The 16,150-nt window shown below is 47.3% G+C and carries 13 protein-coding genes and 1 pseudogene; 12 read left to right on the top strand and 2 right to left on the bottom strand.

Translation table 11 applies throughout. The features are described 5' to 3' along the window. Positions 1-61: 61 nt before the first annotated feature. Entirely contained in the window at positions 62-298 is a 237-nt protein-coding gene (locus BLQ82_RS16780) for a small acid-soluble spore protein SspI (protein ID WP_062521738.1), read from the bottom strand. A gap of 157 nt (positions 299-455) precedes the next feature. Here BLQ82_RS16780 and BLQ82_RS16775 point away from each other — a divergent pair, with 157 nt between their 5' ends. The 7 genes from BLQ82_RS16775 (at position 456) to BLQ82_RS16745 (ending at position 9,404) form a co-directional block, all read left to right on the top strand. Then, positions 456-1,145 carry a potassium channel family protein gene (locus BLQ82_RS16775; RefSeq protein WP_325175574.1) on the top strand — a complete coding sequence of 230 codons (690 nt, stop codon included), beginning with the start codon at positions 456-458 and terminating at the stop codon, positions 1,143-1,145. A gap of 29 nt (positions 1,146-1,174) precedes the next feature. Further along, positions 1,175-1,969, top strand: a complete 795-nt coding sequence (locus tag BLQ82_RS16770) for a TrmH family RNA methyltransferase (RefSeq protein WP_074648315.1) — start codon at positions 1,175-1,177, stop codon at positions 1,967-1,969. A 753-nt stretch (positions 1,970-2,722) separates the two neighbouring features. Continuing rightward, positions 2,723-3,352, top strand: coding sequence for a hypothetical protein (locus BLQ82_RS32390; RefSeq protein WP_074648313.1), 630 nt, complete (start codon positions 2,723-2,725; stop codon positions 3,350-3,352). Between the two features lie 718 nt (positions 3,353-4,070). Continuing rightward, positions 4,071-6,278, top strand: coding sequence for an MMPL family transporter (locus BLQ82_RS16760; RefSeq protein ID WP_062521734.1), 2,208 nt, complete (start codon positions 4,071-4,073; stop codon positions 6,276-6,278). Between the two features lie 323 nt (positions 6,279-6,601). Continuing rightward, complete coding sequence (locus BLQ82_RS16755) at positions 6,602-7,489, top strand: diacylglycerol/lipid kinase family protein (RefSeq protein ID WP_062521731.1); 888 nt, start codon at positions 6,602-6,604, stop codon at positions 7,487-7,489. A 71-nt stretch (positions 7,490-7,560) separates the two neighbouring features. Beyond that, positions 7,561-8,754: a sensor histidine kinase gene (locus BLQ82_RS16750; RefSeq protein WP_062521730.1), complete on the top strand. Its 1,194-nt coding sequence runs from the start codon at positions 7,561-7,563 to the stop codon at positions 8,752-8,754. Beyond that, a complete protein-coding gene (locus BLQ82_RS16745) occupies positions 8,751-9,404 on the top strand; it encodes a response regulator (protein WP_062521728.1) in 654 nt (217 codons plus the stop codon). The genes BLQ82_RS16750 and BLQ82_RS16745 overlap by 4 nt, the downstream gene beginning before the upstream one ends. Positions 9,405-9,503: 99 nt before the next feature. Here the strand turns inward: BLQ82_RS16745 and BLQ82_RS32690 are convergent. Beyond that, positions 9,504-9,728, bottom strand: a pseudogene (locus BLQ82_RS32690) (hypothetical protein); the annotation flags it as partial. A 440-nt stretch (positions 9,729-10,168) separates the two neighbouring features. Between BLQ82_RS32690 and BLQ82_RS16735 the strand changes: the two are divergent. The 5 genes from BLQ82_RS16735 to BLQ82_RS16715 all read left to right on the top strand — a co-directional run bounded on the left by BLQ82_RS16735 (position 10,169) and on the right by BLQ82_RS16715 (position 16,089). Continuing rightward, the gene (locus BLQ82_RS16735; RefSeq protein ID WP_062521726.1) at positions 10,169-11,008 is read left to right on the top strand and encodes a sugar phosphate isomerase/epimerase family protein; all 840 of its coding nucleotides are present in this window, start codon (positions 10,169-10,171) and stop codon (positions 11,006-11,008) included. A gap of 253 nt (positions 11,009-11,261) precedes the next feature. Further along, positions 11,262-11,858 (top strand): sugar O-acetyltransferase, encoded by a 597-nt coding sequence (locus BLQ82_RS32980; protein ID WP_062521724.1) that lies wholly within the window; start codon positions 11,262-11,264, stop codon positions 11,856-11,858. Between the two features lie 431 nt (positions 11,859-12,289). After that, positions 12,290-12,760 (top strand): C40 family peptidase, encoded by a 471-nt coding sequence (locus BLQ82_RS16725; protein WP_062523684.1) that lies wholly within the window; start codon positions 12,290-12,292, stop codon positions 12,758-12,760. 225 nt (positions 12,761-12,985) lie between these two features. Continuing rightward, on the top strand, positions 12,986-14,023 hold the full coding sequence (locus BLQ82_RS16720) for an ABC transporter substrate-binding protein (protein WP_062523685.1): 1,038 nt from the start codon (positions 12,986-12,988) through the stop codon (positions 14,021-14,023). Positions 14,024-14,031: 8 nt separating this feature from the next. Further along, positions 14,032-16,089, top strand: coding sequence for an iron ABC transporter permease (locus BLQ82_RS16715; protein ID WP_062523686.1), 2,058 nt, complete (start codon positions 14,032-14,034; stop codon positions 16,087-16,089). The last annotated feature ends 61 nt before the right edge of the window (positions 16,090-16,150 follow it).

Below are 16,150 nucleotides of genomic sequence, written 5' to 3'. Positions count from 1 at the left end.
TCCGCCCTACGGCTGCACCGTAGATAGCGGAGGTTTTCTGGTTCCATACGTTCCCGCTTCCTCAGGAGGTAATGGACCCGGGGGTGATTTTCTCTAAATGCCTGTGCAGCATCGAGACCAGTGCATCCTGCTTGGCGTGATCCAGGTCCTTCCACATCATTTCGAATACAGCGCCAAGTCCAGGGAGCGCCGCTTCCGGCCCGTCTACCGAGCCTTCAATCATCTCCCGCAGGTCGGCTTCAGACTGTCCGTGCACCTTATGGATAATCGCCTGGCGCAAATCAATGGTAACCGGCATGAGTCGTGCCTCCTTCAATATAGTGGTTATTCATCCGGAGAGGCTGCTGGCCGCCCAGATTACATTCTACAGATCAGCTTCTATTGCCTCGTTATAATGTGCCCTGAAAGTGCAGGGGAAATTCAAGTTTGGGTGGGCTTATGCTATACTGTGTGAGATGCAAATTGCTACGGGAGGTACAGATATGGCTGCAAAAAAACAATACGCCGTTATCGGAATGGGACGTTTCGGCTCAAGTGTCGCCAAAGCACTCAGCGGTATGGGGTTCGATGTGCTGGCGATCGATGCTGACGAGCAGCGCACGCAGGAAATCTCGGGCATTGTAACCCATGCCGTATCCGCAGACTCCACCGATGAAGAGGCGCTGCGCGCACTGGGCATCCGCAACTTTGATGTGGTTGTGGTGGCGATTGGGGAAGATATTCAAGCCAGCATTCTAACGACGCTGATTCTGAAGGACCTGGGCGTACCGGCGATTCTGGTCAAGGCCAAAAGCGAGCTGCACGGCAAGGTGCTCAGCAAAATTGGCGCAGACAAAGTAATCTATCCTGAACGGGATATGGGCATGCGGGTGGCGCATCATCTGGCTTCGCCCAATATTCTTGATTATATCGAGCTGTCGCCGGATTACAGCATTCTGGATATGAAGGTCTCCGGAACGATGCTGGGCAAAAATCTGCAGGAGCTGAATATCCGTGCCAAATACGGCTGTAATGTCATGGCGATCCGCCGGGGCGAGGAAATGAATATCTCTCCAAGAGCCGAGGACCGGCTGGCCGAAGGGGATGTACTGGTTATCGTTGGCCGGAAGGACAATCTGACCAAGCTGGAAATGGCGTATCAATAGGCAGGGCAGGAACAGAAAGGTAGGACTTTATGGAGATTATGTCACCCCAAAATACGCGGGTAAAAGAGTGGGCCGGACTGCAGGAGAAAAAGCACCGCGACAAAGCGGGCAAGTATATCATCGAAGGGATCCACCTCGTGCAGGAGGCTTTGCTGGCTGAAGCCGATGTGGAATGCCTGGCCTATGATCTGGATAAAGGTATGCCTGCGGAACTGAAGCCGCTGCTTCAGACTGTGCAGGGCATGGAAGTGATCGGCGTTTCGGCGGCGGTCATCGCTAAATGCAGCAGCACGGGCACACCGCAGCCAGTGTTTGCCATTGTGCGCAAGGAGCAGCAGGGACTGGAAGCCATCCTTGGGAAGCCGGATAGCTGGGTTATGGTGCTGGACGGGGTCCAGGACCCCGGCAACGTGGGAACGATCATCCGCAGCGCGGATGCCGCAGGCGCGGACGGAGTAATCCTCGGCAAAGGCTGCGCCGATCTGTACAACCCCAAGACCATACGTTCCACGATGGGCTCTATGTTCCATCTCCCGGTAGTGGAGGGGGTCCTAAGCGATATTCTGCCGCAGGCCCGGGAGCGGGGTGTTCTTGTGGTAAGCACTTCGCTGACGGGGGTGGAATCCTGCTACACCCATGATTTTCACGGCAGCCAGTGGCTGCTGATCGGCAGTGAAGGCCAGGGCATCTCGCTGCAGACGGCCGCCCTCGTCGACAAGAGCATTATCATCCCGATGGCCGGCCGGGCCGAATCGCTCAACGCTGCTATGGCGGCTACCATCCTGCTGTTTGAGGGGATGCGGCAGCGGGGTATCCACCGGTAATAAACCCATTTTTAGTGTGAGTTGTAATTCACTTTGGCACTGTTTGTAATTTAGTTTGTCACCGAATTGGAACGTTGTTTGTCACAACAAAGTCAGTCTCGATGTGTCTGAAAGCCTTGGTACATCGGGATTTTTTTGTTTTCTTTTTTTAGTGAATTATTTAATTATTTATTATCTGGACAGTCAAAAGTTATATAGCGCTAAGAACCAGCGAATCGCGCTCCACATCAGCGTTTTCCTGCTTGGATTTAATTATTTTCGTTATGGATAAGTGAGGATTCTAAGCAAACAGGCGAAAAATAGACTTGCATAAATAAGCGGTAACGCTGGCCTCTGAGACCACGGCATGGGAGAGCGTTCGCAGATAGCGGAAAAACAGCCCCGATGTTCGGCTTGAAAACGGTAAGGCGACGAGTTGTAGGAGTCCCATCGCAATGCACTGGCACATCACGAATCCCTCGATGGCTGAATCGTTTTCTGGATGCGCTGCCGGTCTTGTTCGTTCGTTACGGCTTCTAGCGGATATTCAAGCATCGGGGCATTCGTCCCTCGGTCCGTCGGAAGCTAAGAAGCAGATACAGGGAAGATAATTCAGTAGTCGAAGAAGCGAAATCAGCGGACACATCTGCAAGACTCATTTCGCTACGCGAACCAGTGGCATGGGTGGCTTCGCTCATCCTATTCAGCCCTTAAGTCTTTTGATATCTTGAATACAGTAACGTTATCGGAAATTCAGTTGAAGGGATAATAAACATGAAAACTCTATTTCGACCTGTCGGACTTGCTGAAATGAAATTGATACTAGATATAAACCTAAGGGGATTTCCTCCAAGGCTACCTGAGCAACCAATTTTCTATCCAGTTCTAAATCAAACCTATGCAGACCAGATTGCATTGGAATGGAATACTAAGGATAAATTCTCAGGTAACGTTGGATTCGTAACAGAGTTTATTGTTGCCAGCCCTTTTATTGATAGATATGAAGTACAAATTGTAGGATCAAGAAATCATAATGAGTTATGGATTCCTGCCGAAGATATAGACGAACTTAACAATAATATTGATGGTCAGATTAAGTTAGTTAATGTGTTCTATGGCTATGACTATAAAGGGCTTACCCCTGAGTTAACCATTTTTGAAGATAAGAATCCAATAGAACAATTCGTTATTTGGAAAGAAATATTGGATTACAACTCAATGGATTTCTATTGTGAAATCAAAGAACACTGGAAATATATTTTTATGAATTATCCATACTGGAAGAAGATTGATTTTATTGATTATGGAATAACTGAAGAAATGAAATTTGAAGTACTTTTAACCATGAAAGAATACTGGAAGGATCACTTTCCGCAAACTGAATTATTTGAAGGTAACACATAGAAGAACTGAACTTCCGATAACACCATATTCACGCATCGGGGCATTCGCCACTCGGTCCAGTTGGAGTTAGAAGCGAATTCGGGGAGCGAAATTGGCAGTAGCGAGGAAGCAGATTCAGCCGGACACCTCCTTTCACCTAATCCGGTATTCATGATACAGGACGATTTGTGTCAATCAATAGTACAGAAAACAACGATTTATGCCGAAGATAGTTACAAGTTATGGAAAAACTACGTTACAGTATCGCTGAAATCAGGCCTTTTTAATGTCAACTTGAACTACAACTCACATAGGGGGAAGTCCAATGGTCAATAGATTTTGAAAACTGGCTTAATCAAAGCAGCATTCGGTTCGAGAAACCCATGCAGTTGTAAGCGTAGTGACAAATCGATTATCAGATGGTGAAGCTCTACTTGAAATGGCGGCGATAGGCTGGCTGATTAATAGTTTAGGCCAAGTGAATATTGACCCGTTGGCCACGAAGCGTAAAAACACATCCCGATAGCGGTATGAAGTTATATATGTAATTTCGCATGCGAAGAATTCCTTCGCATGCTTTTTTAATTTTAAGTCTGGCTTCACTTTACCCTTTACAGGGCAATTGTGGCTGCCCAAAAGGGCAAGGCCCCTCCTCCCTTTCGGACGATGTTCGAAGTCTTCCCGAGCTATAAGATAAAGGCATAGAAAAAACATATAGCTAAGAGGAGACGATACTGAAATGGCAAAGATATTATACAGACTGGGGTTTTGGTCGGCAAAGAACCGGCTTAAGGTCCTTCTGGGAAGCATTACACTTTTGGTGGCAGCAGCGATCGTGGCATTGTCGATGGGAATACATTTTGGTGAGGAAACCTCCATTCCCGGGCTTGCTTCACAAAAGACACTTGAGGTTATGGAAAAAGAATTTCCCAACCCGCAGAATGGACTCGGCAAAACTCAGCTGGTGCTGAAGGCTCCGGACAATGAAACGTTATCCTCTGAAGCCGCGCAGCGGCTCATTATCTCCAAACTCAAGGAAGTGGAAGCAGATCCGGAGGTTGCCTCAGTCGTAAGTCCTTATGATAACCATTCGTTAAATGCTGACAGCACCATCGGCTATGCTGCAATCACTTATAAAGTGCCTGGTGATGAAGTAACACAGGAATCGAAGGATTCCCTTGACCAAATCACGGAAAAGCTGCGGGATGACGGCTGGCAGGCTGAATTGATCGGCGACGGCTACGTGAAGATGGCAACCAGCAGTCCGACGGAAGGACTCGGGGTATTGCTGGCCCTGGTAATCCTTGCAGTAGCACTGGGTTCCATCCTTACCGGTGTCCTGCCCATTGTTACGGCGGCTCTAGGCCTTGGATTTGGTATTATGCTGATTATCATCGGAACCAGTTTTTTGGACATTCCTTCGTTCGCCTTATCACTGGCGGGGATGCTTGGATTAGCCGTAGGTATTGACTATGCGCTGTTTATTATTGCCAGATACCGCCAGCAGCTTGCAGAAGGTTATGAACGCCGGGAAGCCATTGCTATTGCGAACGGAACGGCTGGGAGTGCGGTTGTGTTTGCCGGAGTAACCGTCATTATTGCGCTGGTCGGCTTTTCCTTTGTTGGGGTACCCTTCCTTACAGCTATGGGCATGGCGGGGGCGCTCTGTGTATTCACCGCTATAGTGACGTCCATTGTTGTAGTCCCTGCGATTCTGGAGTTGTTGGGAGGCCGGATCAAAGCACCGATTAAACGTTCCAAGAGTACCGGAAGTAAGCAGAAGAATACAGACCGCGGCAATGTATGGGGGAGATTTGTTACAGGGCAGCCTTTAGTGGCTGTTGTGCTTGGTGTAGCGCTGCTGGCAACCATTGCTCTGCCATTCTTCCACATGGAGACAGGTCTTGGAAGTGATGGACATAAATCTCCGGATAAAACGGAGCGCCGTGCCTACGATCTCCTAAGCGAAGCCTATGGAGAGGGATATCATGGACCGTTAGTCATTTTAGCAGAAACGGATGGCGGGAAAGAGGCTGCGGCTAATCTCAATAAAGTGATTGAAGAGGTTAAGGCTTACCCGAACGTTGTAATGGTAAACCCGGCAGTTACAGGACCGTCCGGAAAAATATCACTGATCACCGTAATGCCGGCAACGGGACCCAATGATTCAGAAACCGTAGATCTTGTCCATCTGATTCGTAATAAGGCTCCGGGAATAGAGCAGCAGGATCATGTCAAAATTGGGGTCACCGGCAGCACTGCCGTGAATATCGATATCACTCAGAAACTGAATCAGGCCTTGCCTAAGTTCTGTATGATCATCGTCGGCCTTGCCTTTGTACTCCTTATGTTGGTCTTCCGTTCAATTCTGGTTCCTATTAAGGCCGTACTTGGATTTATTCTGTCGCTTGGTGCGACCTTGGGATTCGTAACTTATGTCGTTCAGGACGGCCATTTCCAGAATCTGTTTGGATTCTATGCCGAGGCGCCTGTGTTCAATTTCCTGCCGATTATTGTAGTTGGTGTTTTGTTCGGCCTGGCGATGGACTATGAAGTGTTTCTGGTCAGCCGGATGCGTGAGGAATTCAAGAGGAGCGGTAATGCCAAGAAGTCCGTGCTTGCCGGCATGCGTCACAGTGGCGGAGTCGTAACTGCAGCAGGACTCATTATGGTTGCTGTCTTTACCGGATTCGTCCTGGCAGAAGAGCCTATGGTAAAGGTCATGGGACTGGCACTCGCCTTCGGTGTCCTCTTTGATGCTTTTATTGTCCGAATGCTCATTGTTCCAGGGTTGATGACTTTGCTTGGAAAGTCAGCCTGGTATTTCCCGAAGTGGCTGGACCGCCTGCTTCCGAATCTTGATGTTGAAGGTGAGGGAGTGATGGAGGCAGTAGAGAAGAAACGGCTGGAATCTAACATCAGATTTTTGGCTAAGCCATCAGAATAATGGGTTTAACGATCGCAGGTATGCAGCTTTTCTCTTAGTCTCTTAGTGAAGCAATAGATCGCGGGTTCATATTTGGCTGCTTATTCGGCCTAGTCGGAAACGGAATATTGAAAACCGGGCAAGAGTGATAAACTCTTGTCCTTCTTTATGTGTTGAGAACCATTCGGTCGAACTGCCCAAAAGGGCAGAAATCAAGCTCCCTTTCGGACGATGCTGCCCGGTTTCCAGTAATGTAAGATGAGGATAGAGCAAAGATATAAATGACATTCAAGAAGAGGCCTTAAATCAAAGATGAAGGGATTTCGACATATATGAGACTAAAAATGATCGTCAACCCAGTTTCTGGACATAGTAAGACACGCAGCATTGTCACAGATGTAATTGACCGTTTGAAAAGAAGGCATGCACTAAAAGATAAAGATATTTTCTTCACATCCTTGAACAGTAAGCCGGTGACAAGCACTTTTTTGGAACAATGCGATGTAATTGTGGTAGCTGGCGGTGACGGAACGCTTCATTATGCTGTTAATTCTATAAAACGTCTTGGCATAGATAAACCCGTTGCGTATCTTCCAACAGGAACTGTAAATGATTTTGGACATTGCTTGAGTCTGCCCTATACCGCAGATAAGTTTTGCGGGATGCTGGAAGGAATGCAAACCCAAAAAATTGATTTGGGTTTAGCCGGAGATGAATATTTTCATTATGTGCTTGCCGGGGGGGCGATAAATATGATCAGCTATACTACCAATCAGTATTTCAAAAATATGTTCGGAGAAAAAGCCTATTATCTATCTGCTGTTCCTAAGCTTGCCAAAATATTTCAAGGTACCCGCATCAAGATAGAGAGTGATGAACTGCATAACGAGCAAGAAGCGCTGCTATACCTGGTTACTAATTCGTCTGTAGTGGGCGGACATGAAGGAATCGTCCCGGATGCAAGAATGGATGACGGACATCTCCATGTGCTTGTTATCAAAAAAAGTCCGTTATTAAACACCATACAGCTCTCATTAGATATTAAAAATCGCACCCATATTAAACGTCCAGATGTTCTGTATTTTAAAACTAAACGGCTATGCATCACCCAATTTGATCCGAAGGCAGCCCGGATGGGTATTGATGGCGAGATGCGCAGTAGTTCATTTGAAAATATAAAAATTGTCCCGCAAGGGCTTACAATAATTGTTCCCTCTAAAAAGATAGCTTAGACAACAATAGAAGCAGGAAAAATAGTTAATGAAATTGAACTTATCTTCTACCCGGATAAGGGGGAGTAAATTTGAAAGAAAAAAAAGGAATGCAAAACATTAGTGAATTATTCGCCTCAAGGCTGCCGACTTTAATTTGGTTATCCATTGTATATGCTGGAACAGTTGTATTGCAATTTCTTAAGGACCCTTTGATTTTAGAGAGTGCTGTATTTACCGGTTTATTTACACTTCATGTATTTTTACATTGGAATTCTTACAGAGTCACACACAAAACATTCTGGATTTATTTCTCCATTCAAGCTGCTTTAGTCTATCTCTGTGCCATTTTAATGCGGGACGGGTATCAGGCCGTCTTAATCGGGCTTCTGCCTATATTGATCGCTCAGAGCCTTAGTTATTCATTCCGTGTGAAGAGAGTAGTATTTATTTCATTGATTAGTATTATTGTTTTTTTTGATTCCGCTTTGACGGTGGGGGATAAGAAGGAGATGATTGTATTTCTCCCCATATTTGTCCTGATGCTTATTATAGTACTGGCTTATGCAATATTGTTCTTCAAGCAGGTACAAGAGCGGCTCAGAATTCAGAGCTTTCTGGAGGATTTGAGAGTAGCGCATGAAAAGGTGGAGGAATTAACCCTTGCGAATGAACGGCAGCGTATGGCGCGCGATTTGCATGATACACTGGCACAGGGTGTCGCCGGGCTCATTATGCGGCTTGAGGCTGCAGATGCGCATATGTCACAAAAACATACAGAACGGGCACATGAAATCATCAGGCAGTCCATGCAGCAGGCACGCCGGACACTGGCTGAGGCCCGAAGAGCGATTGACAATTTACGTTTAAAGTCAGCTCCGGAGATCAATTTCAAAGAGGCAATTGCCGATGAAATTGAACATTTTAATCAGGCTACCGGTATCATCGTATTCGAGGATTATCGTTTGAACAAACGATTGTCCAGACTGCAGATGGAACACAGCTTGCATATTGTGAAAGAATGTCTGACTAATATTGCCCGCCATGCCAAGGCTGATAAAGTATGGGTACTCGTTTCTGCGCAAAACGATAAGCTAGTTATTGGAATTAGGGATAATGGCATCGGATTTAAAACAGAGGATATGGGCAAGGATGCCGGTCATTACGGGTTGCTGGGAATGAAAGAGCGGGTAAGACTGATTGGGGGAGAAATTTATATGAACAGTAATTCAGAAGGAACCAGTATTAAGTTGGAGACACCTCTCATTGAAGGAGAACGTACATGAGTTTATATAAAATTCTGATTGTAGATGATCACTTTGTTGTCCGGGAAGGATTGAAGCTAATTCTGGAGACAAACGAGCAATTTCAAGTGGTTGGTGAAGCGGAAAACGGCTCAGAGGCGCTGCCAATGATTAAGGAACTGCATCCTGATGTAATCCTGATGGACTTAAATATGCCAGTCATGGGCGGACTGGAAACCATGCAAGAGTTAAAAAAACAAGGCTCTTCGATTCCGGTAATCATTCTCACGACCTATAACGAAGACGATTTAATGATCAGCGGATTGGCCATGGGGGCGAAGGGTTATTTATTGAAGGATACCAGCCGTGAGAATCTATTCAGAAATATTGAGTCGGCAGTACATGGGGAAACCTTGCTCTCAGCAGATATTATGGACCGCGTAATTGCAGCAAGGCCGCAGGAGAAGGGGACAGTCCCATCTCAAAATGAAGCCAACAGCTTGACCGGCAAAGAAACACTTATTCTGCAAGCTGTTGCCCGGGGGCTCAAAAGCAAAGTGATAGCCTTTGATATGGGAATATCCGAGCGTACAGTAAAAGCACATTTAACGACTATTTACAATAAACTCGGAGTGGATTCACGTTCTCAGGCAGTAGCTGTTGCCTTGGAGCGGGGCATCCTGGACATTTAAAACCGGCGGCTGCCATTTAACAGCCGCCGGTTTTATTGTGAAGAAGGCTTCAAGCCTGCAGTTTTTGCGCAGCCAGCGACGAATATACGCATGGCAGGTACGGGCAAGCATTTTTGCCCGGAATGAAGCCGCTTCCGTGATACGCTCTTTCATGCGCTGTGCCATGATAGAATAGGATATGCCGCCGCAGAGTACAAACAATAGCGTCGTGTTTCCGGATACAATCGAAGCATTCCATTCGTTTAATGCAAAGTGCTGCAGATACATTCCGATTACAGCCAAACCTCTTGCAGCATCAAGTGCGATCAGACGCCTTGCTCCGCGCAAGTTACCTTGTCTATTCTTGACATGATCAACATGTAAACAAAATGTCTCTAAAAAGGACGGTTGTAAGCCGCCCGAAGCTGAATCGGTCAGCGTTTTGGATACCATCCTTTCCGCGTTAATTAGCGCTTACTAAATTTCACCATTTTGGCCTTGACACCGGTTTTGAAAGCGGTTATATTGTTCTTGTAAATAATACGTTATATAACGATATGTCAAAAAAGGAAAAGTACGAACGTATCGAAAGTGATCAGGACGATTAACAAAAAGACGGAAAATGGAGTTACCCTTCAGCCCGACGAAGAGAACATGGCCTATATCCGCTCCTTCGCCGATTCAGTCGTATTACTTGAAGACAGTGATTTGCGATGATCAGGGTTTACCGGTTCATGCTGGTACCAGACTAGATGGTTTATATCTCTTATTAAGGAGTTGTTACTATGCCCAGCATACAGCGTCAGCAAGTTGCAGGAATGAATATTCACTACTTGTTTTACTCCTTGGATTATTTTTTGGACTCGGTGGAAAAGGCCGGCATGCGCACGGTCGAATTGTGGGGAGGGGCGCCGCATTTTTATATGGATGCGCTAAGCTACACCGACTGCACAAGCGTCCGGCGCAAGGCGGCGGCCCGCGGCTTGACGATCGGCGCGTTTACGCCGGAATCAATTATTTATCCGTATAATATCGCAGCCCCCGACCCGGAGCAATTCGCCAAAAGCAAAAGCTATTTCACCAATGCGGTCAAGGCGACTTCGGAGCTAGGCTGCAAGTTGATGACGGTCAATTCGGGCTACGGTTACTTGAACGAAACGAAAGAGGAAGCCTGGGCGAGGTCCGCGGACATGCTCTCCCATTTGGCACGCACAGCGGAACAAGAAGGCGTCGTGATAGCCATGGAGGCGCTGCGCCCGGAAGAATCGCAGATTGTGACCACGCTCGCTGATGCTAAAAGAATGCTGGATGAAATTGCTTCTCCGGCCTTCCGGTTGATGGTGGACACCACGGCGATGGGCATTGCCGGAGAGACGTTGGAGCAGTGGTTTGATGCGGCAGGCGAGTCGATCGTCCACCTCCATTTCATCGATGGGAATCCTTACGGCCACCTGGCTTGGGGCGATGGAACCTTTCCGCTGGCGTCCATGATCCAAACGCTGAACGATTATGGGTATCAGGGGTTATTGGGACAGGAAATTACCGACTTCCGCTATTATGAGCACCCGGACGAAACCGATCGGCGGATTATGGAAGCGTTCGAGAAATATATCGGGAAGGATTGAAGCTGCAGGCTGAACGGGAATGGGGATATCCGGCATTTTCCAAAAATTTTTATTATGATAGATTTCGCATAACAAAAGACCTTGCCAAATGGCAAGGTCTTTTACAGGTTTTTAGGGAGGAAATTGGGCAAATTCAATGATCTCACAGCATGGATACCAACTTTTGGGAATAACTTGGTAATGTATATCATATTAATAGTTTGCCAGATTTGAAAAGATAACATTAAAACAATTACAAAGCTCAGGAGGCCATATGAATATTTCAGAAATCAAACGGATGATAAATTCAGGAAAAATGTATGATGATGCTGCCACAGATATTTCTGCACTTAGAACACAGGCAATATCTATTTGCAGGAAGTACAATTACAAAGTAAATACAAATGATGAATACGATATGTCTATTCTAAAGGGTTTATTTGCAGAAGTCGGGGAGAATGTATATATTGAATCCGATTTCCGGTGTGAGTTCGGTTTTAATATTTCTATTGGTAATGAGGTATATATTAACCATGATATGATCATTCTTGATTGTAACGAAGTGAAAATTGGCAACAATGTGTTCATTGGTCCTAGAGCGGGACTATACGCAGCAAATCATGCGGAAGATCCTTTTGAAAGAGCAGAGAAAGGGGTCTATTCTGCCCCCATAATCTTACAGGACAATGTGTGGCTTGGCGGTGATGTTAAGATTACACAAGGTGTGACCATTGGCGAAAATAGTATTATTGGCGCAGGAAGTGTAGTTACAAAAGATATTCCGGCAAATACTATTGCTGCAGGAGTTCCTTGTAAAGTTATTAGACCTATCAAAAAATCTGACAATCCCTGGAGAAGGCCAAGTGAATAAATCTAATATCTAACTAGGAAAATAAAGTTGAAATTTTGCCATGCTGGTCATTTAAACATCATCGTAGAGTGTCCTCTTCAAAAACGAAGCACCGCAAACCGCTAACGGGTTGCGGTGCTTCGTTTCGTTCATCAATTGAAGATCGAGTAACATTTATGTAACCTTCATAATATAATTATAATATAGGCTTACTAGAGGGAGAAATTAATTTAGTATAAATAATGTTTATTTAACGGGTTATTAGCCTTCTGTTGGCGGAGGTTATACTATAAACTGGGTATATTTTTGTATTATTTTACAATGAAAACGGTAAAATAGGAAATAAGATTGACAGAGTGATACTAGATAAAATACTATAGAAATAGTTACAAAAAATTAATGAATTGTTGCCGGATTTCAAACTCCGTAGGCATTGAAGGGAGCAAAGGGTTCTGAAAAAGTTCATTATGTCGATGATAGGTTCTGCGCTGTTATTCACAGCTATTCCAGCGAATACATACGCAAGTGAAATAAGTCTTGAGAATGAAGTGAACGGGGTATTGGGGACTCCTTATGTATGGGGAGGAACGACTTCAGCTGGTTTTGATTGTTCAGGCTTCATTTTATATATTATGGAGAAGTTTAATGCAGGTGATCTGCCGCGTACCACAGGATCTCAAGCCAAGGCCGGCACTGAGGTGTCCAAGGATGACTTGCGGCTGGGGGATTTGGTCTTTTTTAATACTTTCGGTACCGGGGTTTCTCATGCAGGCATTTATATCGGTGATGGCCAGTTTGCACATTCCTCAAGCAGTAAAGGCGTAAGAATAAGCAAACTTTCGGATTCCTATTACCGTGACCGTTATGTTACAGCCCGCCGCGTAGTAAGTGATACCAGCTATCGCCAGATGGCCGGTGAATAAAGTCCTCTGGGACAGAAAACTTCAAACAGTGCTATTATTATTGCCCCGCCTGTATTCAGAAGATTGAATATAAGGCGGGGCTATTTAATTTGAATTTTAACTTTAACTTTGACTTTCAGCGAAATCCCGTATAATATAACTAATGAATGATAATCATTATCAATGAACTGATAACGGTTATCACGGAACGCAATTAAATGTTATACATATAGGGGGATATTCGGAGTGAACAAAAGGTTATTGAGCTTAATGATGCTTATCATCGTCGTATTGGTTGCAGCAGGCTGTGGATCAAACAACACGAATAATTCAGCAGCGGACGGGGGAGCAGCCAATAACGCAGCTGCTACAAATGCTGCTGCTACAGATGCGCCAAGTGAAGCTGCGGCAGGCCCTATTGTGCTGAAGGATGCTAAAGGCGAGGTGAAGCTGGACAAGCCAGCACAAAAGGTCGTAGTCCTGGAGTGGACTTTTACCGAAGATGTTATTGCGCTTGGCGTGCAGCCGGTGGGTAATGCAGACAACGAAAACTATAAGCTGTATGTAACGTCTGAAGCACCGCTCGATGCAGGCGTGACGGATGTGGGAACCCGCTCCGAGCCGAATCTGGAGACGATAGCTTCCTTGAAGCCGGATCTGATTATTGCCAATACCGACAGCCATGAAGCGATTTATGATCAATTGAAGGCGATTGCGCCAACACTGATTTTCGGCCTGTATCCGCCTGAAGGGCAAGGCGACCAATATACGGAGATGGAGAATATCTTCAAAACCATTGCCGCCGCTGTCGGCAAAACAGCAGAAGGGGACAAGATTCTTGCTGATCTGGATGCGCATTATGCGGATGCGAAGACTAAGCTGGCTGCAGCAGGCAAGGAAGGCCTGAATTATGTGCTGACACAGGCATACAGCTATCAGAATGCAGCGACCCTGCGTCTTTTTACAGATAACTCGCTGGCCGTACAAACGCTGGACCGGATTGGTCTGAAGAACGACTGGAAGCCGGAGAAATTCGAGATGTACGGATTTACCACCTCCACAGTTGAAGCCTTGCCTGCGGTTAAGGACACCAATCTGCTCTATATCGTCCAAAAGGATGATGATATTTTCTCCAATGAACTGAAGGACAATTCCGTGTGGAACGGCCTTACCTTTGTAAAAGAGAAACGTACCTTCGGATTGGCCAGCACAACTTGGGTATTTGGCGGTCCTGTTTCCTCCAAAGTCCTAGTTGATGAAGTTGTAAATTCGTTAACGAAATGAGCACCTATATGAACATCAACACGGGCAAAGAAACCACACCCGGGATGACCTGGCGGCTGATAGGAATATTTGGGGGCGGCCTGGCCGCCCTTTTCGTTGTATCCCTGCTAAGCCTCTGCTTTGGGGAGGCCAAAATTCCGGCTGCTGCGGTATGGAACGGACTATTACACCGCCAGGATGTGATGGAGCATAATCTGCTCTGGGATATCCGGATGCCGCGTACAATGATTGGTATTTTGGCCGGAGCCGCCCTTGCTGCGGCCGGCGCTTTATTGCAGACGATAACGAAAAACCCGCTCGCTTCCTCAGATACGCTGGGGATCAATGCCGGAGCTTACTTTATGGTTGTTCTGGGGATGGTCGCTTATCCGGCTATGCAGCAGCAGTTTCCCTTGGTGCTGGCAGCTGCCGGGGGATTGCTGGCGGCACTAGCCGCCTATGTCCTGGGCGGAGGACGGAAGGCTACGCCTGTCCGCCTGGCTTTATCCGGTATGATTGTATCCATGGTGCTTGGAGCGTTTACTTCGGCCCTGCATATTTTTTTCCAAACCGAAACACAAAATTTGTTTTTGTGGGGCTCAGGCTCTTTGATTCAGCTGGACTGGAGCGGTGTTCAGTATGCCTGGCCTTTTGTCATAGTCCTGCTGGGAATTTCGCTGCTCGGAGGCAGGCAGTTTGATGCGCTGGAGCTGGATGAGTCCACTGCCCGCTCCCTTGGACAGCGAGTGGGCTTAACCCGGGCGGCAGGCCTTGGCATATCGGTGCTTATGGCTGCGATTGTGGTCAGCGTAGTTGGACCCATTGGCTTCGTCGGTCTGGTCGCTCCCCATCTGGTCCGGCTTAGCGGAATCCGCAAGCATCGTCTGCTCATTCCCGCGAGCGCGCTTTGGGGAGCATTGCTGATTACATTGGCAGATACGCTTGCCCGTATGGTGCGGAGCAATCTGGGGGAAATGCCTGTCGGGGCAGTGATGGCGATAATTGGAGCGCCTTGGCTGATTTGGCTTGTGCTCACCAGGATGAAAAATATCTCCGGTTCAGGCGCGGGACAGTCCTCAATGAGTGTTGGGGGAGCGGCGCTGCGTATGCGTTTTGCTCCGACAGCGATATTCATGACCGTCCTCCTGATGGGGATCATTCTTGTGAGCATGTCGCTTGGGGGAACCAGAATCCCGGTATCCGATCTGTTGGAAAGTCTGGCCGGCGGGGGAGATGGGGCGTATTCAGTTCTGCTGAATTTGCGGCTTCCGCGTACGCTTGTGGCAGCTTGCGGCGGTATTGCGCTGGCCATCAGCGGTGTGTTGATTCAAAGCGCCGTACGCAATCCGCTCGCGGACGCCTCTATTATCGGCGTGACCTCAGGTGCCGGGTTTGGGGCACTGGCCGTGCTGGTCGTGTGGCCGGGATTGCCGGTATTTGCCCTTCCGGCTGCGGCTATAGTAGGTGGGGTTATCGCGGCGGCCTTTGTATTTACGCTGGCCTGGCGCAGAGCCTTGAATCCGTCTGTGCTGATCCTGCTTGGAATTGCCGTTTCGGCAATCGGCTCGGCAGGCATCCAGGCCATGATCGTCAAAGCGAGCCTTTGGAACAGCACGGCATTTATTTGGCTGACAGGTTCGACGTACGGGCGGAGCTGGGAGCAATTTTACAGCCTGTTTGTCTTTCTGCTGGTGCTTCTCCCTGTGGCGTACTATTTGGGCAGAAGATTTGATTTGCTGGCATTTGGCGACGAAAGCTCAACAGGTTTTGGCCTGCCGGTCCGCGGAACGAGGTTATGGGCGATGATTATCGGTGTTTTGCTTGCTGCGGGAGCTGTTGCAAGTGTGGGGACGATTGGTTTTCTCGGGCTCATGGCTCCGCATGCGGTGCGGATGATGATCGGGCATCATACAAGACGCTCCATTATCTTGTCAGGACTGCTTGGCGGCCTGCTGCTTGTCATTGCCGATACAGTCGGAAGAACGGTCATGGCGCCGACAGAAATTCCGTCAGGCTTGATCATTATGCTGCTGGGAGCGCCATATTTCCTGTTTCTGATGTACCGCTCGCTTGTGCGCGGGGCGTAAATGCAGGGTGTTCAAATGTAATTCAGGCGCTATCCTTAAGTCTAGTTAGGTGACTTAGGGG

The organism is Paenibacillus jilunlii, assembly GCF_900102965.1.
GTDB lineage: Bacteria > Bacillota > Bacilli > Paenibacillales > Paenibacillaceae > Paenibacillus_AQ > Paenibacillus_AQ jilunlii.
Note: the sequence above shows the minus strand (reverse complement) of the source record. Positions and strands in the feature narration are given on the sequence as shown.